The 18,673-nt window shown below is 67.5% G+C and carries 22 protein-coding genes; 13 read left to right on the top strand and 9 right to left on the bottom strand.

The features are described 5' to 3' along the window. The first annotated feature begins 27 nt into the window (after nucleotides 1-27). Complete coding sequence (locus I5803_RS12045) at nucleotides 28-357, top strand: hypothetical protein (RefSeq protein ID WP_196986596.1); 330 nt, start codon at nucleotides 28-30, stop codon at nucleotides 355-357. Here I5803_RS12045 and I5803_RS12040 read toward each other — a convergent pair. Both I5803_RS12040 and I5803_RS12035 read right to left on the bottom strand, forming a co-directional pair. Then, nucleotides 354-1,985, bottom strand: coding sequence for a GMC family oxidoreductase (locus I5803_RS12040; RefSeq protein WP_196986595.1), 1,632 nt, complete (start codon nucleotides 1,983-1,985; stop codon nucleotides 354-356). The genes I5803_RS12045 and I5803_RS12040 overlap by 4 nt on opposite strands. An 11-nt stretch (nucleotides 1,986-1,996) precedes the next feature. After that, nucleotides 1,997-3,538 carry a CoA-acylating methylmalonate-semialdehyde dehydrogenase gene (locus I5803_RS12035; protein WP_196986594.1) on the bottom strand — a complete coding sequence of 514 codons (1,542 nt, stop codon included), beginning with the start codon at nucleotides 3,536-3,538 and terminating at the stop codon, nucleotides 1,997-1,999. Nucleotides 3,539-3,658: 120 nt separating this feature from the next. Between I5803_RS12035 and I5803_RS12030 the strand changes: the two genes are divergently transcribed. The 5 genes from I5803_RS12030 to I5803_RS12010 are packed head-to-tail and all read left to right on the top strand — an operon-like array spanning nucleotide 3,659 to nucleotide 7,770. Further along, on the top strand, nucleotides 3,659-4,777 hold the full coding sequence (locus I5803_RS12030; RefSeq protein WP_196986593.1) for an MlaE family ABC transporter permease: 1,119 nt from the start codon (nucleotides 3,659-3,661) through the stop codon (nucleotides 4,775-4,777). Continuing rightward, on the top strand, nucleotides 4,777-5,601 hold the full coding sequence (locus tag I5803_RS12025) for an ABC transporter ATP-binding protein (protein ID WP_196986592.1): 825 nt from the start codon (nucleotides 4,777-4,779) through the stop codon (nucleotides 5,599-5,601). The genes I5803_RS12030 and I5803_RS12025 overlap by 1 nt, the downstream gene beginning before the upstream one ends. 12 nt (nucleotides 5,602-5,613) lie before the next feature. Then, a complete protein-coding gene (locus I5803_RS12020; protein ID WP_196986591.1) occupies nucleotides 5,614-6,552 on the top strand; it encodes an MlaD family protein in 939 nt (312 codons plus the stop codon). Next, nucleotides 6,549-7,187, top strand: coding sequence for an ABC-type transport auxiliary lipoprotein family protein (locus I5803_RS12015; protein WP_196986590.1), 639 nt, complete (start codon nucleotides 6,549-6,551; stop codon nucleotides 7,185-7,187). The genes I5803_RS12020 and I5803_RS12015 overlap by 4 nt, the downstream gene beginning before the upstream one ends. A 16-nt stretch (nucleotides 7,188-7,203) precedes the next feature. Then, on the top strand, nucleotides 7,204-7,770 hold the full coding sequence (locus I5803_RS12010) for a Crp/Fnr family transcriptional regulator (protein WP_231402396.1): 567 nt from the start codon (nucleotides 7,204-7,206) through the stop codon (nucleotides 7,768-7,770). 12 nt (nucleotides 7,771-7,782) lie between these two features. Here I5803_RS12010 and I5803_RS12005 read toward each other — a convergent pair whose 3' ends face one another. Continuing rightward, nucleotides 7,783-8,415 (bottom strand): MarC family protein, encoded by a 633-nt coding sequence (locus tag I5803_RS12005; RefSeq protein ID WP_196986588.1) that lies wholly within the window; start codon nucleotides 8,413-8,415, stop codon nucleotides 7,783-7,785. A gap of 16 nt (nucleotides 8,416-8,431) precedes the next feature. Beyond that, complete coding sequence (locus tag I5803_RS12000) at nucleotides 8,432-9,178, bottom strand: SDR family oxidoreductase (protein ID WP_196986587.1); 747 nt, start codon at nucleotides 9,176-9,178, stop codon at nucleotides 8,432-8,434. Between the two features lie 69 nt (nucleotides 9,179-9,247). Here I5803_RS12000 and I5803_RS11995 point away from each other — a divergent pair, with 69 nt between their 5' ends. Genes I5803_RS11995 through I5803_RS11985 form a run of 3 tightly spaced genes read left to right on the top strand, consistent with a single transcriptional unit; the run spans nucleotide 9,248 to nucleotide 11,473 of the window. After that, a complete protein-coding gene (locus I5803_RS11995; protein ID WP_196986586.1) occupies nucleotides 9,248-9,931 on the top strand; it encodes a dienelactone hydrolase family protein in 684 nt (227 codons plus the stop codon). Nucleotides 9,932-9,935: 4 nt separating this feature from the next. Continuing rightward, entirely contained in the window at nucleotides 9,936-10,826 is an 891-nt protein-coding gene (locus I5803_RS11990) for an amidohydrolase family protein (protein ID WP_435520851.1), read from the top strand. Then, nucleotides 10,823-11,473: a glutathione S-transferase family protein gene (locus I5803_RS11985; RefSeq protein ID WP_196986585.1), complete on the top strand. Its 651-nt coding sequence runs from the start codon at nucleotides 10,823-10,825 to the stop codon at nucleotides 11,471-11,473. The genes I5803_RS11990 and I5803_RS11985 overlap by 4 nt, the downstream gene beginning before the upstream one ends. Here the strand turns inward: I5803_RS11985 and I5803_RS11980 are convergent. The 5 genes from I5803_RS11980 to hemB are packed head-to-tail and all read right to left on the bottom strand — an operon-like array spanning nucleotide 11,470 to nucleotide 15,800. Continuing rightward, nucleotides 11,470-12,063 (bottom strand): DUF1003 domain-containing protein, encoded by a 594-nt coding sequence (locus tag I5803_RS11980; protein WP_196986584.1) that lies wholly within the window; start codon nucleotides 12,061-12,063, stop codon nucleotides 11,470-11,472. The two genes, I5803_RS11985 and I5803_RS11980, sit on opposite strands and share 4 nt — an antisense overlap. Further along, nucleotides 12,060-12,803: a DUF72 domain-containing protein gene (locus I5803_RS11975; RefSeq protein WP_196986583.1), complete on the bottom strand. Its 744-nt coding sequence runs from the start codon at nucleotides 12,801-12,803 to the stop codon at nucleotides 12,060-12,062. Before I5803_RS11975 ends, I5803_RS11980 begins: the two co-directional genes overlap by 4 nt. Next, a complete protein-coding gene (locus I5803_RS11970) occupies nucleotides 12,788-13,675 on the bottom strand; it encodes a LysR family transcriptional regulator (protein ID WP_196986582.1) in 888 nt (295 codons plus the stop codon). Before I5803_RS11970 ends, I5803_RS11975 begins: the two co-directional genes overlap by 16 nt. 4 nt (nucleotides 13,676-13,679) lie before the next feature. Further along, entirely contained in the window at nucleotides 13,680-14,780 is a 1,101-nt protein-coding gene (locus I5803_RS11965) for a magnesium transporter CorA family protein (RefSeq protein ID WP_196986581.1), read from the bottom strand. 18 nt (nucleotides 14,781-14,798) lie between these two features. Beyond that, a complete protein-coding gene (gene hemB / locus I5803_RS11960; protein ID WP_196986580.1) occupies nucleotides 14,799-15,800 on the bottom strand; it encodes a porphobilinogen synthase in 1,002 nt (333 codons plus the stop codon). A 332-nt stretch (nucleotides 15,801-16,132) separates the two neighbouring features. On the opposite strand from hemB, the gene I5803_RS11955 reads away from it, so the two are divergent. From I5803_RS11955 to I5803_RS11940, 4 genes are read left to right on the top strand one after another with little or no spacing between them, the layout of a single operon-like run. After that, complete coding sequence (locus I5803_RS11955) at nucleotides 16,133-16,558, top strand: CopD family protein (protein WP_196986579.1); 426 nt, start codon at nucleotides 16,133-16,135, stop codon at nucleotides 16,556-16,558. A gap of 6 nt (nucleotides 16,559-16,564) precedes the next feature. Then, nucleotides 16,565-17,692 carry a VanZ family protein gene (locus tag I5803_RS11950; protein WP_196986578.1) on the top strand — a complete coding sequence of 376 codons (1,128 nt, stop codon included), beginning with the start codon at nucleotides 16,565-16,567 and terminating at the stop codon, nucleotides 17,690-17,692. Beyond that, nucleotides 17,689-18,030: a (2Fe-2S) ferredoxin domain-containing protein gene (locus I5803_RS11945; protein ID WP_196986577.1), complete on the top strand. Its 342-nt coding sequence runs from the start codon at nucleotides 17,689-17,691 to the stop codon at nucleotides 18,028-18,030. Before I5803_RS11950 ends, I5803_RS11945 begins: the two co-directional genes overlap by 4 nt. A 4-nt stretch (nucleotides 18,031-18,034) precedes the next feature. Beyond that, a complete protein-coding gene (locus tag I5803_RS11940) occupies nucleotides 18,035-18,664 on the top strand; it encodes an alpha/beta hydrolase (RefSeq protein WP_196986576.1) in 630 nt (209 codons plus the stop codon). The last annotated feature ends 9 nt before the right edge of the window (nucleotides 18,665-18,673 follow it).

Below are 18,673 nucleotides of genomic sequence, written 5' to 3'. Positions count from 1 at the left end.
CCCCCTGAACATCGCAAGGAGCTCTTCATGCTGGTCAGCCAGAAACTTGCCATTGCCGCCCACCTGCACGTGCTGCTGAGGCGCAAGACGGGCCGCGTGACGGACACGGAGTGGATGGCGGTGAACCTGGAGTACGCGATGGAAGTCATCCGCTTCGCGCGTGCCAAGGCCCTGGAGGATGGGCACGACGAACTGAACGAATGGGCCGACAAGCTCGAACTCGCGGTGCTCGAGCCGACGCCCGAGAAGCGCGTGCCCCTGGCCCAGACCGCGGCGCAACTGCTGCGCGAGCGCTCCGCTGCGCCGCCGCCGTCGCCCGCGGATCTGCCCTCGTCCTACGTGGGGCGCATGCGCTAGCGCGCCGCGTCGCGCAGGATCCAGCCCGCGGCCTTCTCGGCCATCATCAGCGTGGGTGAGTTGGTGTTGCCGCTCGTGATGGTGGGCATCGCTCCCGCATCGACGACGCGCAGCCCGGCCACGCCGCGCACGCGCAATTGCGAATCGAGCACCGCCATGGCGTCGCCGTCCGCGCCCATCTTCGTGGTGCCCACCGGATGGAAGATGGTGGTGGCGATGTCACCGGCGAGCGTCGCAAGCTCTTCGTCGCCCTGGTACTGGGTGCCGGGCTTCCACTCCTGCGGCTCGTATTTCGCGAGCGCGGGCTGGGCCACGATGCGGCGCGTCACCCGCAGCGAATCCGCCGCCACCTTCCGGTCTTCCGGCGTGCTGAGGTAATTGGGCGCGATGGCTGGCGCATCCTGGAAGCGCGGGCTCCTGATGCGCACGCTGCCGCGGCTCGTCGGATTCAGGTTGCACACGCTCGCGGTGAAGGCATTGAACGCATGCAGCGGCTCACCGAAGGCGTCGAGGCTGAGCGGCTGCACGTGGTATTCGATGTTCGGATGCGCCAGCTCGGGCGAACTGCGCGTGAACGCGCCGAGCTGCGAAGGCGCCATGCTCATCGGCCCGCTGCGCTTGAAGGCGTACTCCAGCCCGATCTTCGCCTTGCCCCACCAGCTGTTCGCGAGGGTGTTGAGCGTCGTCACGTCCTTCACCTTGAACACGGCGCGGATCTGCAGGTGGTCCTGCAGGTTCTCGCCCACGCCGGGCAGCTCGTGCACCACGTCGATGCCGTGCCGGCCCAAGAGCGGTGCGGGGCCTATGCCCGAGAGCTGCAAGATCTGCGGCGAGCCGATGCTGCCGGCGCACAGCAGCACTTCGTGCTCCGCGGTGACCGTCGCCATTTCATCGCCCGTCCACACCTGCGCGCCCGTGCAGCGCTTCGTACCGTCGGCCTGCACTTCGAACAGCAGCCGGCTCACGTGGGCCGAAGTCCACATTTCGAAATTGGGACGGCCGTAGCAGGTGGGACGCAGGAAGGCCTTGGCCGTGTTCCAGCGCCAGCCGTTCTTCTGGTTCACCTGGAAATAGCCGACGCCTTCGTTGTCGCCGCGGTTGAAGTCCTCGCTGTGCGGAACGCCGGCTTGTTGCGCCGCCTGCGCGAAGGCGTCGAGGATGTCCCAGCGCAGCCGCTGGCGCTCCACGCGCCATTCGCCGCCTTCGCCGTGCAAGGCGTCGGCGCCCTTGTAGTAGTCCTCGTGCTTCTTGAAATCCGGCAGGCATTGCGCCCACGTCCAGTTCGCATCGCCGACCGCCTGCGCCCAGCTGTCGTAGTCGCGGGCCTGGCCGCGCATGTAGATCATCCCGTTGATGCTGGAGCAGCCACCGAGTGTCTTGCCGCGCGGATAACGCAGCTGCCGCCCGTTGAGGCCCGCGTCGGGCTCCGTGTTGTACAGCCAGTCGGTGCGCTCGTTGCCGATGCAGTACAGGTAGCCGACCGGGATGTGGATCCAGTGGTAGTCGTCCTTGCGGCCCGCTTCGAGGAGCAAGACGCGCTTGCCGCGGTCCGCGGTCAGGCGATTGGCCAGCAGGCAGCCGGCCGTGCCGGCGCCGATGATGATGTAGTCGAAGTGGGTGTCGCTCATGCAGGCGCGGGTTACTTCGCCGTCGGCATCACGAATTCCGCGCCCTTGGAGATGCTCTCCGGCCAGCGCTGCATGATCGACTTCTGCTTGGTGTAGAAACGCACGCCTTCTTCGCCATAGGCATGCATGTCGCCGAAGAGGCTCTTCTTCCAGCCGCCGAAGCCGTGCCACGCCATCGGCACCGGGATCGGCACGTTGATGCCGACCATGCCAACTTGCACGCGGCGCGAGAACTCGCGCGCCACGTTGCCATCGCGCGTAAAGCAGGCGACGCCATTGCCGTATTCGTGCGAATTGATGAGCCCGGTCGCTTCGGCCAGGTCTTTCACGCGGATGCACCCGAGCACCGGGCCGAAGATTTCTTCCTTGTAGATCTTCATCTGCGGCGTGACGTTGTCGAAGAGCGTGCCGCCGACCCAGAAGCCGTTGTCGCATCCCGCACCGGCCTTCGCCGCCTGGAACTTGCGGCCGTCCACCACGAGCTTCGCGCCTTCGTTCTCGCCCACGCCGATGTAGCCCGTGATGCGCTGCTGCGCAGCGCTGCTGACGATCGGGCCCATCTCGGCGTCGAGCTCGACGCCGTTCTTGATCTTGAGCTGCTTCGTGCGCTCGGTGAGCATCGGCATGATCTTGTCCGCGGCGTCGCCCACGAGCACGCCCAGCGAGATCGCCATGCAGCGTTCGCCGGCGGAGCCGAAGGCCGAGCCGATCAGCGCGTCGACGGCCTGGTCCATGTCGGCGTCGGGCATGACGACCATGTGGTTCTTCGCGCCGCCGAGCGCCTGCACGCGCTTGCCGTGACGCGCGCCCGTCTCGTAGATCTTCTGCGCGATGGCTGTGGAGCCCACGAAGGAGATCGCCTTCACGTCGGGATGCACGAGCAGCGCGTCGACCGCGTCCTTGTCGCCCTGCACGACGTTGAACACGCCGTCGGGCAGGCCCGCCTCCTGCAGCAGGCGCGCCATCATCAGCGAGGCGCTCGGGTCGAGCGGGCTGGGCTTGAGCACGAAGCAGTTGCCCGCGGCGATCGCCACGGGGTACATCCACATCGGCACCATCACCGGGAAGTTGAAGGGCGTGATGCCGGCGACCACGCCGAGCGGCTGGCGCATCGTCCAGTTGTCGATGCCGGTGGAGACCTGGTCGGTGTAGTCGCCCTTCAGGAGCTGCGGGATGCCGCAGGCGAACTCCACGATGTCGATGCCGCGCGTCACTTCGCCCTGCGCGTCGGTGAACACCTTTCCGTGTTCCGCCGTGATCGCGTGGGCGAGTTCGTCGCGGTGGCGATTGAGCAGTTCCAGGAACTTGAACATCACGCGCGCGCGGCGGATGGGCGGCGTGTCGGCCCACGCCGGAAAGGCCGCCTGCGCCGAAGCGACAGCCGCCGCCACTTCATCGGTGTTCGCCAGCGCGACCTGGCCCGAGACCGCGCCGGTCGCGGGGTTGAAGACGTCCGCGCGGCGGCCGCTGCGGCCCGGTGCGATCCTGCCGCCGATCCAGTGTTCGATCGATGCGGTGCCGGTCTGGGGAAGGGACTTGTCGGGTGCGTTCATGGCGGACTTCTTTCGTGGAAACGGTCGGCGCGGCCCCGCCGCGCGAGCCCTCCAGAATACCGCTTTCCGCGGCGCATACCCGTTAGGATGCGGGGTTCAACCAGGAAGTACCCCGCCTACATGCCGGACACCACGCCTCGCATCGAGCAGCAGCCCGCAGCCGACGGGTCGCGCCTGCGGGTGATGGGGCAGTGGACGGCGGCTCAGTTCGCACGTCCCCAGGTGCTCAAGGATCTGGCGGCGAGCCTGAAGGGAGCCGATGCCCGGCAAGGCTGGGACTTGAGCCAGGCCGACCAGCTCGACCACGTCGGTGCGCAACTGCTCTGGGACCATTGGGGACACCAATGGCCGCCCCAGGTGGAAGTCGCCCCGGCGCAGCGCGCGGTGATGGAGCGCGTCGAGAAGTTCACCGTTGCGCCCCCCGAGCGGTGCAAGGCCAGCTGGCGCCGCAGTTACCTCTCGGTGGGCGGCGCGGTTCTGCGCACGATCGGCCACCTGCGTTCGTTCGTGCGCCTCATCGGCCAGCTTGCCATCAACCTCGTGCGCCTCGCGAAAGCGCCGCACGAAGGCCCGTGGCGCGACCTGTCGGGCCATCTCTATCGCATCGGCGCCACGGCACTGCCCATCACGGCGCTGGTGGGCTTCCTGATCGGCGTGGTGCTTGCCTACCTCACGTCGCAGCAGTTGCGCCAGTTCGGCGCGGATGCGTACATCGTGAACATCCTGGGCATCGCGCTCATCCGCGAACTCGGGCCGATGCTGGCCGCCATTCTCATCGCGGGCCGCTCCGGCTCCTCGATCACGGCGCAGATCGGCGTCATGCGCGTCACGGAAGAGCTGGACGCGATGCGCGTGATGGGCATCTCGCACAGCTTCCGCCTCGTCATGCCCCGCGCCATGGCCCTCGCCATCGCGATGCCGCTCATCAGCGTCTGGACGACGTTGTGCGCGCTCGCGGGAGGCATGCTCGCCGCCGACATCTCGCTGGGCATCACACCCACTTTCTTCATCAACGCGTTGCCCCAGGCCGTGAGCCCGGGCAACCTCTGGCTGGCGTGCAGCAAGTCCGTCGTGTTCGGAATCCTGATCGCGCTGATCGGGTGCCACTTCGGGCTGCGCGTGAAGCCGAACACCCAGAGCCTGGGCGAGGGTACGACCTCGTCGGTGGTCACCTCCATCACCGTCGTGATCCTGGTGGACGCCCTGTTCGCGGTGCTCTTCAAGGAAGTGGGCCTCTGATGGCGGTGGAACTCGCCGGCACCTACCTTCCGGCCAGCGGCGCGCCCATGGTCGACATCAGGAAGCTGTGGACCGTCTTCACGACGCCGGAAAGCCGCTTTGTCGTCCATGAGAACCTCGACCTGTCGGTGCAGCGGGGCGAAGTCCTGTCCATCGTCGGCGGCTCCGGCACGGGCAAGACGGTGCTGCTGCGGCAGATCCTCGGCCTGGAGACGCCGTCCAAGGGTGAGATCTTCGTCCTGGGCCAGCCGGTGGCGCAGATGGGGCAGAAGGGCGCCGCCAGCCGCATCGGCATGCTCTTCCAGCACGGCGCCCTGTTCTCCGCTTTCAGCGTGCTGGAGAACATCGCGTTTCCGCTGCGCGAACTGAAGACCCTGCCGTCCGCGCTGGTGCGCGAGGTCGCGATGGTCAAGCTGCAGATGGTGGGCCTGCGGCCCGAGGACGCGGACAAGATGCCGTCGGACCTCTCGGGCGGCATGATCAAGCGCGTCGCCCTGGCGCGCGCGCTCATCATGGACCCGCCGCTGCTGCTGCTGGATGAACCCACTGCCGGCCTGGACCCCGAGAGTTCCGATGGTTTCGTGACGCTCTTGCGCTCGCTGCACCGGGACCTGGCGCTGACTGTGATCATGGTCACGCACGACCTCGACACGCTGTTCGAGCTGTCCACCCGCATCGCGGTGCTGGCGGACAAGCGCGTGATCATCGCGGCGGCGCCTAAGGACGTGATCGCGTTCCAGCATCCCTTCATCCACGATTTTTTCCTTGGCGAGCGGGGCCAGCGCGCGATGGAGCTACTGCGCGAATACCCCTTCGCGGTGTAAAAAGGACGACCTATGGAAAACAAAGCTCATGCGCTGGCGGCCGGCATCTTCGTCGTGGTGGTCGCCGCGATGCTCGTCGCGCTCGCGTCGTGGCTGACCCGCGACACGGGCGAGCGCGATCCCTACGAGATTTCGACACGCGAGACGGTGACGGGCCTGCAGGCGCAGGCCGCGGTGCGCTACCGCGGCGTGGACGTGGGCAAGGTGGCCGCGATCGGGTTCGACCCGAAGGCGCAGGGCAACGTGCTCATGCACCTGGAGATCGACCGCGAAGCCCCGGTCTCGACCGACACCTTCGCGACACTGAGTTTCCAGGGCGTGACGGGCCTGGCCTTCGTGCAGCTGGACGACACCGGCCAGGCCAACGCGCCGCGGTTGAAGCCGCAGGACGGCCATCCCCCGCGTATCCCGCTCAAGCCCGGCCTGCTGTCCAAGCTGCAGGCGAAGGGCGAGGTGATCCTCGATCGCGTCGAGCAACTGACGGGCCGCATGAACCAGCTTCTGGGCGACGACAACCAGAAACGCTTCTCCAGTGCGCTGGACAACCTGAACAATGCCGCAGGCGATGCGAGCAAACTGGCCCAGCGGCTCGACGCCACCGTCGCCTCGCGCGTCGACCCCGCGCTCCAGTCGGTGCAAAAGAGCGCGGACCAGATCGGCCAGACCGCCGCCGATTTCAGCCAGACCGCCAAACGCCTCAATGCGAAGGACGGACCGATGGACAGGCTGGCGGAAGGCACACAGGCGCTTTCGCACGCGGCGGACTCCTTCAACTCCGCGACCTTGCCTCGCATCAACCGCGTGGCGGAGGACGCTTCCCGCGCGGTGCGCCAGCTGGGCCGCACCGCCAACAACATCAACGACAACCCGCAGTCGCTCATCTTCGGCGGCGGCCCCGTCGCGCCGGGTCCGGGCGAGCCGGGCTTTACCGCACCGGGGGCAGGCAAATGACACGCGACACCTTCACTCGCCTCTCGTCGGCCCTGCTGTTGGCAGCCTTGCTGGGCGCATGTTCCGCGCTGCCGGACAAGCCGGTGCGCGCGACGCTGTACGACTTCGGCCCTCTGCTTGAGGCGGCGGCGCCGGCCCGGTTGACCGGGGCGCCCATCGCGCTCGCCGACGTCGAGGCCGCGGGTGCGCTGGACGGCTCGTCGATCCTATACCGCCTCGGCTACGCGGACGACCACCAGCTGCGCCCCTATGCCAACTCGCGCTGGAGCGCGACGCCGCCGCAGTTGATGCGCCAGCGCCTGCGCCAGCAGCTGGGGCGCGAGCGCGCCGTGCTCGATCTCGTGGACACCGCGGCGCTCGCGCGGTCGGGCGGCGCGTCGCCGCGCGTGCTGCACATCGACCTCGAAGAGTTCTCGCAGCTGTTCGAGACGGCGGCGAGCAGCTTCGGTGTGGTGCGGATCCGTGCCACGTTGATGGACAACACGGCCGGGGGCGAAGTGCTCGTCGCGCAGCGCGCGTTCACCGCGCGCCGGCCGGCGCCGACCGCCGACGCTTCGGGTGGCGTGCGGGCACTGGCGCAGGCGAGCGACGCCGTCGCGGATGAGCTCGCGCAGTGGCTCAATGCCCAGCGCTGATTCGCGGAACATCGCCATGGCCGAACGAGAGCTGCAGGAACAACTCGCAGCGCGCGGGCTGGAACTGCTCGGTTCTTGCGACCGGCTGTCCCAGCGTCCCGGGCTAATGGAGCAATCCGCGCTGCTGCGCGACTTCACGCCGGCCGAGGCCGACCTGCTGGGGGCGAACATGCAGCTGGTGCGGGCACGTCCCGGCCAGTTGCTGATCGCCGAGGACGAGGCGAGCGACTGGATGATGCTGCTCCTGCGCGGGACGGTGGACGTGGGCAAGCGCCGCATCGCGGCCTCCGATACCGACGAGGCGAGCGAAGTGACGCGCCTGGCTGTCCTCAAGGAAGGTGCGACGCTCGGCGAGATGTCGATGCTGGATGGCGAGCCGCGTTATGCGAGCTGCTGGGCGCTGAGCGAAGTCGAGGCGGCGGTCCTCAGCCGCGTGGCGGTGGGACGGCTGATCACTTCGCAGCCCGCCGTCGGCGCGAAGTTGCTCGTCAAGATCACCCAGTTGCTGGCGCAGCGCCTGCGCAACACCAGCAGCCAGCTGGTCAAGGCGATCCAGAAGGCCGCGGAGCCTCCGCCGGCCTGACCTGTCGCGCGTTCAATGCGCAAGCGCGGGAAACAGCTTGGTCAATCCCAGCGCCATCACTTCCACCGCCAGCGCGGCGAGGATGAGGCCCATGAGGCGGGTCATGACGTTGATGCCCGTCTTGCCCAGCACGCGGGCGATCGGGTCCGCGAGCGCGAAACACACCGCGGTCGCCAAGCCGATCACGACACCGTAGCCCACCAGCGCGGCCATCTGCCAGAAGGTTTGCGCCCGCTCGGCGTAGATCACGACCGTGGAGATGGTGGCTGGGCCCGTCAACAGAGGAATGGTAAGCGGCACCACGGCGATGCTCGCGCCCATCGCTGCTTTCTCGGCGCCCTGTTCCAGCTCCTTGGTGAGCGGTTTGGCTTCCGCAGGCTGGGCGTTGAGCATGTTCATCGAGCTGATGAGCAGCAGCATGCCGCCGCCCACCTGGAAGCTGGCCAGCGAGATGCCGAAGAATTCCAGGACTTCCAGCCCGAGGATCGCGCTCGTGGCGATCACCAGGAAGGCGCTGAAGGACGCCGTCACCACCGTGTCGCGCCGCTGCTGCGACGAAAACCCCTGCGTGTAGTGGATGAAAAACGGGACGATCGCCAGCGGATTGACCACCGCCAGCAATGTCACGAGCGGCTTGAAGTCCATCACGCGGCGCGCCCGTTCACCGGCCGCCCGACACGTCCACCAGCGACATGGTCGTGTAGCTCGCCTCGGGCGACAGCAGCCACACGATGGCCTGCGCCACTTCCTCCGCGCTGCCGCCGCGCTGCATCGGCACCTGGTGCGCAAGCTGTTTCACGCGATCGGGAATTCCGCCCGAGGCATGGATGTCCGTCTCGATCAGCCCGGGCCGCACCGCATTGACCCGGATGCCCTCGGCGGCAACTTCCTTGGCCAGGCCGATGGTGAAAGTGTCGATCGCGCCTTTCGCCGCCGCGTAATCCAGGTACTGGCCGGGTGCGCCGATGCGCGCCGCCGCGCTCGACAGGTTGACGATCGCGCCGCCGCTGCCGCCGTGCCGTGTGCTCATCCGCCGAACCGCCTCGCGTGCGCAGAGGAACGAGCCGATCACGTTGATGTCGAACATGCGCCGCAGCCGCGCGAAGCTCATGTCTTCCAGCCGCGAGGTGGCATCGACCACGCCCGCGTTGTTGACGAGCGCCGTAAGCCGCCCGAGCTTGGCGTCCACGGCCTCGAACATGGCGAGCACGTCTTCCTCCCGCGCCACGTCGCCGGGAATGGCGATCGCCTTTCCGCCCGCCGCCTCGATGGCGGAGACGACGTCCGCGGCGGCGTCCGGACGGGACGCATAGTTGACGGCGACGGCATAGCCTTTGGCGGCGGCGAGCTTCGCCGTCGCGGCGCCGATGCCCCGGCTACCGCCCGTGACCAGTAGTACCTGATTCAATGCGAACTCCTCGTGGTAGCGGTAAGCTTGCCGCCTTCCGCCCCGCCATTACAGCAAAAGGAGATGCATATGGGTAATTTCATCGACCTGAAGGCCGCCGACGGCTTCACCTTTCCTGCCTATGTGGCCCAACCCGCCGGTCCCGCCAAGGGCGGCATCGTGGTGGTGCCGGAAATCTTCGGCGTCAACTCGCACATCCGTTCGGTCGCAGATGGCTATGCGGCCCAGGGCTACCTCGCCGTGGCGCCATCGACGTTCCACCGCGTGAAGCCGGACGTCGAGTTGGGGTACTCGCAGGAGGACATGGGCGCGGGCTTCGCGCTCAAGACCGCCGTGGAGGCGCTGCCCGCGCCCGGCGTGCTGCAGGACATCCAGGGGGCGATCAAACACGCGGCGCAGGCCGGCAAGGTCGGCATCGTCGGCTATTGCTGGGGCGGCCTGCTCACCTGGCGCGCGGCCTGCACGCTCGACGGCCTGAGCGCCGCGGCGCCTTACTACGGCGGCGGCATGACGACCCCCGACGAGATCGCGCGCCACCCCAAGGTGCCGGTGATGGTGCATTTCGGCGACCAGGACCACTGGATCCCGATGGACAGCGTGGAGGCGTTCAAGAAGGCGCATCCGGAAGTCGAAGTGCACGTCTACAACGCCAACCACGGCTTCAACTGCGACCAGCGCGCGTCGTACAACGATGCCGCAGCGAAGCTGGCGCGCGAGCGCACGCTGGCGTTCTTCGCCAAGCACCTGCGCTGACGCCATGGGCCGCGCATGGGGCATCGCAGGGAGCGCATGCATCGCGGCAGCGATGCTCTGCGTGCCTGCGGTTCGCGCCGCCGACTACACGGGCCCGCTCTTCGATGCGCACCTGCATTACAACGTCGAGGCGCAGGGTCCGTATCCCCTGGCCGACGTGCTCGCGCGCATGCAGCGCAGCGGCGTACGCGCCATCGTCGCGAACTCGCGGCCCAACGACGGAACGAAGCTGCTCGCGTCCTCGCCCCTGACCCGGCAGGCGGGTGTCACGGTCGTGCCGTTCGTACGGCTCTATCGTGATCGGGCCGATTACGACAACTGGTTCCGCGATGAATCCATCCACGAGATGGTGCTGGCCGAGCTCGCGCGCGGGACGGCTGCTGGCGCCTTCCGCGGCATCGGGGAATTTCACCTCTACGACAGCAGGAACGCCAACGGCGCGGTCGCGAAGAAGCTGATGGCGCTCGCGGAGCAGCGGGATCTCGCCGTGCTCGCGCACGTGGACGACCCGGCCATCGACCTGTTGATGGCCAACACCCCCTCGCGCGGGCAGAAGACCCGGCTCATCTGGGCGCACACGGGCATCGGCGGGCCTTCCGTGGCGCGGGTGGACCAGCTGTTCGCGAGATATCCGCTGCTGATGGGCGAGCTGTCCTACCGGCCGGGCCTCGCCTGCGAGGGCGGCAAGCTGTGCGCGCAGTGGCGCGACTTGCTGTTGAAATATCCCTCGCGCTTCATGATCGGCTCCGACACCTGGGTGAACCAGCGCTGGGAATCGTACGAGGACCTCATGCGCGGCTACCGTGCCTGGCTCGGCGATCTTCCGCCGGACGTTGCACGCAGGATCGGCTGGGAGAATGCGGCGTCCCTCTTCGGCGTCACAATCCGGCCATGATCCGCCTCCACCATTGCCCCAGCACCGCAGCGATGATCCCGCACATCGTGCTGGAGGAAATCGGCGTGCCCTACGAACGGGTGCCGGTCGACCGGCAAGGCGGCGCGCACAAGCAGCCCGCCTACCTGCAGCTCAATCCCAACGGCCTGATTCCCGTGCTGGAAGACGGCGACCTCGTGGTCTACGAAACGGCAGCGATCGTGATGCACCTGTGCGACACGCATCCGCAGGCGCATCTCGCACCGCCGCCGGGCGGTGCGGAGCGCGCGCACTTCTACCAGTGGATGGCGTGGCTCACCAATACGCTGCAGGCGGCGCTGATCGTGTATTTCTATCCGGAGCGCTGGATGAACGACGGCAATACAACCGGTGTGGCGGAGCTGAAGTCGAATGCCGAACGCCGCATCGTGGGGATGCTCGGGCTGCTCGACACGGAGCTCGCCCGCCATGGGGGACCGTGGTTCGCGCCGGGCGGCTACAGCGCCCTGGACGCCTATGTGTTCACCCTGTGCCGCTGGACTCGGAATTTCCGCTCGACCCCCGCGCGCGCCTTGCCGGACCTGGGTCCCTACCTCCAGCGCATGCTGGAGCGCCCCGCGGTGAAGCGCGTGATCGCGAACGAGCAGCTCTCGCCGCCGCTGGTCTAGCCGGCCGGTTTGCCGCCGGTCGGCGGGTTGCCCGCCCTGTACGCGTCCTCGATCTGCTCGACCAGCGATTCGGGCCGTGTCGCTTCTTCCAGCGCGCGGATTTCCGGGTCGTCGCCCAGGTTCGCCCCGACCTTCTTGGCGATGCGCTGCAGGATCTGCAGGATCTTCGTGTTCTCCTGCTCGGCGAGCAGGTTGATCTGCAGGTCGAGCTGGTTGCGCCGCTCGGCGATGCGCATGTCGTAGTTCTGGCTGATCAGGATGAACGTGGACAGGAAGATCGCCTCGAGCGAGACCACGAGCGTGAGGAAGGTGAACGGATAAGGGTCGAATGGGTGGAGGCCCGGCAGGGTGTTGAAGAGGATCCACCCCGCGAACAGCACCACGTGGATGGTCACGAAGGTCATGCTGCCGCAAAAGCGGGCGATGGCCGAGGCGACGCGGTCGGCGCGCGTGCGCCTGGCCAGCGCCGCCTCTTCCAGCTGGCGCATGGCGAGGACGTTCTGCCGTGTGACGTCGTCGCCGGTCTCGGCGTGGCGGTAGGCCTCGTTGCCGGCCTTCGACGCCTCCGTCCTGGAAGGGGTTGAGCTCATGAGGGGTCCTGCTGGATCGCCTGCTGGAGCGCCAGGGCGTTGTCGGCCGCGGCGCCCGACGCGGTGTTGTCGAAGATGCACCAGACTTCCGTCCCGCACTGGCGCGCATGTTCGATGCGCCGCGCGAGTGCCGCGATCAGCTCGGGCGCGTAGGCGGAGTAGTAGGTGCGCGGCGAGCCATGCAGGCGCAGGTAGGCCAGCTGCGGCGTTCCACCGGGCATGGCGCCGCCGGTATGGCGAACCGGATCGGCCAGCACGCGCGCCACGCGATGGCGCTTGAGCAGGGCATCGCCCGCCTGCGTGAACCAGGACGCATGGCGCGGCTCCACCGCGATGCCTTTTGCCCATCGCTCCCTGAGCGCGGTGAGGAAGTCCGCTGCCGCGCGCGCATCGAGCGCGAGGCTGGGCGGCAGCTGGACCAGCAGACAGGACAGCTTGTCCCCGAGCCCGGCAGCCTGGCCGAGAAACTCGTCGAGCGCGGCCTCGCAGCCTGCCAGCCGGCGTTCGTGGGTGATGGCTTCAGGCAGCTTTACGGAAAAGCGGAAGCCTTCCGGCACGCTGTCGGCCCAGCGTCGATAGGTGTCGACGCCGTGGGGGCGATAGAAGGACGAGTTGATCTCGCACGCGTGCAACCGGGACGCGTACCGCTCCAGGTGCGAGCCCTCCGCGCTGAAGCGGGACTGCAGTGCATGCGGCAGGCTCCAGCCCGCGCAGCCGATGTGGATCAGGTCTTGTGCCATTTTGCTTCGAGAAATGCCAGAAGCGCCTTCAGGGCCGCGCTATTGTGCCGTCTCTGCGCATAAGCGGCGTAGAGCCAGACGTCGCGCGGAAGAAAACCCTGCAGCACGCCGCGCAGCGCGCCGCTTTCCAGGTGCGGCGCCACGACGCTGCGCGGGACGCACAAGACCCCGAGTCCCTGCAACGCGAAGCCCACCAGCGGCATCGGGTCGGTCGCGTTCATCCGGCTGCGCACGGGGACGATGCACGGTTCCCCATCGACCTCGAAGCGCCATTCATGGCCCGCATCGCGCACGGAGAAGGTCAGCGCCTCGTGGTCGGCGAGGTCCTCCGGGTGGGCGGGGACACCTCGCCTTTCCCAGTACGCGGGCGATGCGCAGACGACGAACTCCAGCTGCTGCAGCTTGCGCACGATGAGATTGCCGTTGTCCACGCGGCCCACGCGCAGGGCGATGTCGATGCCTTCGCCGACCATGTCGATCACCTGGTTGCTGAGGTCGAGGCTCACCGTCACGTCGGGGTACTGCGCCATGAATTCGATGAGCAGCGGCGGCAGCTCGTTGTGCCCGAGGCCCTGCGGTGCGGTCAGGCGCAGGCGGCCGCTCGGCAGCTTCGAGCGGTGCTGGAATTCCTGGCGCGTGAGCTCGATCATCTCCACGAGCGGCGCGCTGCGTTCCATCAGCAGGCGCCCGGCGTCGGTGAGGCTGACCGTGCGGGTCGAGCGATTGAGCAGGCGCGCGCCCAGGCGGGTCTCGAGCTCGGCTACGTACTTGCTGACGTTGGCCTTGGAAACGTCGAGCGCCTGCGCGGCCATGGAAAAGCTCCCCCGGCTGGCGACCTCGCGAAAGGTGCGGATCAGCTCCAGCGTGTCCATCGGGTCAGCGCCCGACGCGGGAGATGTAGCGCTTGCGCCAGAAGACCAGCAGGACGACGAGCGCCACGAAGGCCATCACGCCCAGCATGATCCACATCGCCTCGGCGGAGTGGATCAGCGGCAGGTATTCGAAATTCATGCCGAAGAAGCCGGTGATGAAATTCAGCGGCAGGAACACCGCGGTGAGCGCGGTGAGGACGCGCATGATTTCGTTGGTGCGGTGGCCGAGGGCGGAGAAGTGCAGCTGGACGGCGGTTTCCGCACCCTGTTCCATACGCCGCACGTGGTGCAGGACGCGCTGGATGTGCTCCATCACGTCGCGGGCGCGCGCCAGCAGGCCGTCGCGCTCGGCCTGCGGCATCGAGGGAGCGGGTTGCTCGCGCTGCGTGTCCAGCCATTCCTGCATCGCGTCGTTCTGGCCTTCGCAGAGGTCTTCCAGCGTGTGCAGCGCCGATCGCGCGGACAAGAGCGCGCGCCAGTCCGACGCCCGCGATCTCGGCGCGAGCAGGTGCTGCTGCCACGCGTCCAGGCCCCCGCTCAGTTCCTTGCGGATGTCGAGGTAACTGTCGACCATCAGGTTCAGCATGCGCAGCATGAGGTCCGAGGTGCCGGTGGGCAGGCGGCTGCGCGCGGCGGCGCTCAGGCCTTCGGCCTGCACGGCGTCGCTGAGGAACCGTTCGATGAAGGTCTTCGCGGCGAAGCAGCCGGCCGGGTGCACGGTGATCAGCAGGCGGTCGAACACGGCGAAGCCTACCGCCTGCGTGCGCACGCGCGCGAAGGGCGCGAGCGGCCCGTCGGCGGGGATCGTCGCGGGCTTGTTTTCGGCCAGCACCTCGGCCTCGGTGGCGAGGCGGCGGAAGATGACCAGGTCGTAGATCGAGGTGTAGTCGTACTGCGACGGATGCGCACCGTTCAGCAGGTCCTTCACGTGCAGGTCGAGCAGCGGCGAGCCGCCGAGCGTCTGTGCCGCGCGTTGCAGGCCGGCGATCTCGCCTTCCAGCGATTCGCGCTCCACGTAGATCCAGACGAATCCGTTCGATGGGGCCGAGGCGGGAACCTGTTCCAGGAACCGGAGGGTGCCGGATGCGAATTCGACGATGTGCATGTGTGCCGCGCCCGCGCTTCAGCGCGCGAGTTGCCTTGCGGCGTCCAGGGCGAAGTAGGTCAGCACGCCGTCGGCGCCCGCGCGCTTGAAGGCGAGCAGGCTCTCCAGCATGACCGCGTCGTGGTCCAGCCAGCCGTTCTGGGCGGCCGCCTTGAGCATCGCGTATTCCCCGCTCACCTGGTAGGCGAAGGTCGGGACGCGGAATTCGTCCTTCACGCGCCGCACGACGTCCAGGTAGGGCATGCCGGGTTTCACCATCACCATGTCCGCGCCTTCCGCGATGTCCATGGCGACTTCGCGCAGCGCCTCGTCGGTGTTGCCGGGGTCCATCTGGTAGACCTTCTTGTTGCTCTTGCCGAGGTTGGACGCGGAGCCGACCGCGTCGCGGAAGGGGCCGTAGAACGCGCTCGCGTACTTGGCGCTGTAGGCCATGATGCGCGTGTGGATCAGGCCCTTCGATTCCAGGGCGAAGCGGATGGCGCCGATGCGCCCGTCCATCATGTCCGAGGGCGCCACGATGTCCACGCCCGCCTGGGCCTGCGTGAGCGCCTGCTTCACCAGCACCTCCACCGTTTCGTCGTTCAGGATGTAGCCGGTGTCGTCCAGCAAGCCGTCCTGTCCGTGGCTGGTGAAAGGGTCCAGCGCGACGTCCGTCATCACGCCCAGGTCGGGGAAGCGGTCCTTCAGCTGCCGCACCACACGCGGCACGAGCCCGTCCGGGTTCCATGCTTCCCGTCCGTCGGCGGTCTTCAGGGCAGGATCGATCACCGGGAACAGCGCCATCACCGGGATGCCCAGGGACACGCACTCCTCGGCAACCGGCAGCAGCAGGTCCGGGCTCAGGCGTTCCACCCCCGGCATGGAGGCGACGGCTTCGCGCCGCTGCCGGCCGTCGAGGACGAAGACGGGGTAGATCAGGTCGTGGGCGGTGAGGCGGTGTTCCCGCACCAGGTTCCGGGTGAAGTCGTCGCGGCGAAGGCGCCGGGGTCGGCCTTGCGGATAGGGGGCGTGAGCGCTCATGCCGGAAATTGTCCATCATTCCCCAGCCCGGTGCGGTCTGTGGCCATCCCATCAGGTGGCAGTCAGCTCGGGCGGCCTTCGCGCCCGACATCCCGGTGGTTTATGGATGATTTGGATGACATGTCCCCTCATGGACAAGGCGGAAGCAACACTTTGCTTGTATCCGACCGGCCGGTTTGTTAAATTACGAGTGGGCGGTTTGCCGCTCCCCGCTTTTCCTCCCTGAGCGGGTGCCTTAATGTGTGACAGCAAAAAGGCTTGCCACCCCGGCTTTTGAGCCGGGGTTTTTTTTGCGCGTCCGATTCACGCGGACGCCCCCGTAAACTCGGGCGATGCTCTGGGTCAAGTCTTTCCACATCGTATTCGTCGCGAGCTGGTTCGCGGGCTTGTTCTACCTTCCGCGCATCTTCGTGAACCTGGCGATGGTTCCGGCCCAGTCGGTGGCGGAGCGCGAGCGCTTGCTTCTGATGGCGCGGAAACTGCTGCGCTTTACCACCATGCTCGCGGTCCCCGCGCTGGCCCTGGGCTTGTGGCTGTGGCTGGGCTGGGGCATCGCGCGCGGTACGGGATTCGACTGGCTGGGCGCCAAGATGGTGGTGGTGGCACTGGCCGTGGGCTATCACGCCGCATGCGCCGGCCAACTGCGTCGGCTGGCCGCCGGCTCGGGTCATGGCCACGTCTGGTATCGCTGGTTCAACGAAGCGCCCGTTCTGCTTCTCGCGGCGGCGGTGATCCTCGCCGTCGTGAAGCCTTTCTGACGGCGCATGCACAAGTCTTCAGCCTGGCCGCTGTCGCAAGCCTATGTGGCGCTGGTGTTCTACGCGAGCCTCTACCCGTTTTCGGGCTGGCGTGACCAGGGCATCGCCCCCTGGGAGTTCCTCTGGGCGGCCTGGCCCAAATACTGGACCGGCTTCGACATCGCGGTCAACATCTCGGGTTACGTGCCCCTGGGTTTCCTGCTGGCACTGAGCTTCCTGCGCAGGGGCAGCCCCGGCGACCGTCAGGTGTCCACCTGGGCGGCGATCACGGTGTCGACCGCCGCGGCGGCCGTGCTCTCCTTCTGCATGGAGTCGCTGCAGACCTACCTTCCCGCACGGGTGCCGTCGAACGTGGATTTCGGGCTCAACACCGTGGGCGCCTTGCTGGGCGCCGTCGCCGCCGCGGCCCTCGAGTTCGCGGGGGGAATCGACCGTTGGGACCGCGTCCGGGGGCGGTGGTTTGTCGATGACGCGCGTGGCGGGCTGGTTCTGCTCGCGCTTTGGCCGTTCGCGCTGCTGTTCCCCGCCGCGGTACCCCTGGGCCTCGGGCAGGTGTTCGAACGGGTCGAAGCGGCGTTGGTCGACTGGGTGATGGACACGCCTTTCCTGGAGTGGGTGCCGGTTCGCGACGTCGAGCTGCAGCCGCTCGCTCCGGGCGTCGAATTGCTGTGCGTCGCACTGGGCATGCTCGTGCCCTGCCTGTTGGGCTTTTCCGTCATGCGATCCGTGATGCGCCGCACGGCGCTGGCTGTCTGCGCGCTCGGCGTCGGCATCCTGGCAACCGCGTTGTCGGCCGCGCTCAGCTGGGGCCCGTCGCACGCCTGGGCCTGGCTCAGCCTTCCGGTGCAGATCGGCCTGGGCTTCGGTTTTGCGCTCGCGTTGATGGCGTTGCCGCTTCCGCGGCGTGGCTGCGCGGCACTGGTCATCCTTGCGCTCGTGCTGCACCTGTCGCTGCTCAACCAGGCGCCGGCGAGCGCGTACTTCGCACAAACATTGCAAACGTGGGAGCAGGGACGCTTCATCCGCTTTAACGGGCTCGCGCAGTGGCTGGGCTGGCTCTGGCCTTACGCCGCGCTGGTTTATGTGCTCGTGCGCGTCTCGCGCGCGGAGCCGCAAAATAGAATCGGTGCATGACGCAACCGAACTCCTCGTACTACGAGCGGCACATCTTTTTCTGCCTGAACAAGCGTGAGAACGGCGAAGCCTGCTGCGCCGACCACAACGCGCAGGAAGCCTTCGATCATTGCAAGTCGCGCGTGAAATCGCAGGGCCTCTCGGGGCCGGGCAAAGTTCGGGTGAACAAGGCCGGCTGCCTCGACCGCTGCGCCGCCGGACCCGTGGCCGTGATCTATCCGGAGGCGGTCTGGTATTCCTACGTGGACAAGAACGACATCGACGAGATCGTGGAGTCGCACCTTAAGAACGGCCGTGTGGTCGAGCGCCTGCTGACGCCGCCCCACCTCGGGCGGTGAGCCGATGAATTCGCGCACACAGCGCTTCACCATGGACGGGGCCGTGGGGGCCATCGAAGCCTTGCGCGACGAGCCGTTGTCGGACGCTCCGCCAAAGGGCACTGCGGTGATCGCGCATCCGCATCCCCTCTTCGGCGGCACGATGGAAAACAAGGTCGTGCAGACGATCGCGCGCGCGTTCGTGCAATCGGGTTGGGTCGCGCTGCGCTTCAACTTCCGTGGCGTCGGGGCGAGCGAGGGCGTGCACGATGACGGCGTGGGAGAAACACAGGACCTGCTGGATTTCATTTCGGCCCAGGCTGCGCAAGGCCCCCTGGCGCTGGCTGGCTTCTCCTTTGGCTCTTACGTGGCCGTGCGCGCCATCGAGTCGCTGTGGCCTTCCTGGCCGGTGGAAAAAGTCGTGCTCGTCGGAACCGCGGCCTCGCGATTCCAGGTGCCGCCTCTGCCATCCGAGGCACATGACCGCGCTCTGGTGGTTCACGGAGAGGTGGACGACACGGTCCCGCTGGCGGCGGTGATGGATTGGGCGCGACCACAGTCACTTCCGGTTACGGTGGTGCCGGGGGGCGAGCATTTCTTTCACGGACAATTGCCCCTCCTGAAAAGCCTGGTGCTGAGGCACCTTCGTTCCTGATTTACCTCC

This window comes from Caenimonas aquaedulcis (assembly GCF_015831345.1).
Taxonomy (GTDB): domain Bacteria; phylum Pseudomonadota; class Gammaproteobacteria; order Burkholderiales; family Burkholderiaceae_C; genus Ramlibacter; species Ramlibacter aquaedulcis.
Note: the sequence above shows the minus strand (reverse complement) of the source record. Positions and strands in the feature narration are given on the sequence as shown.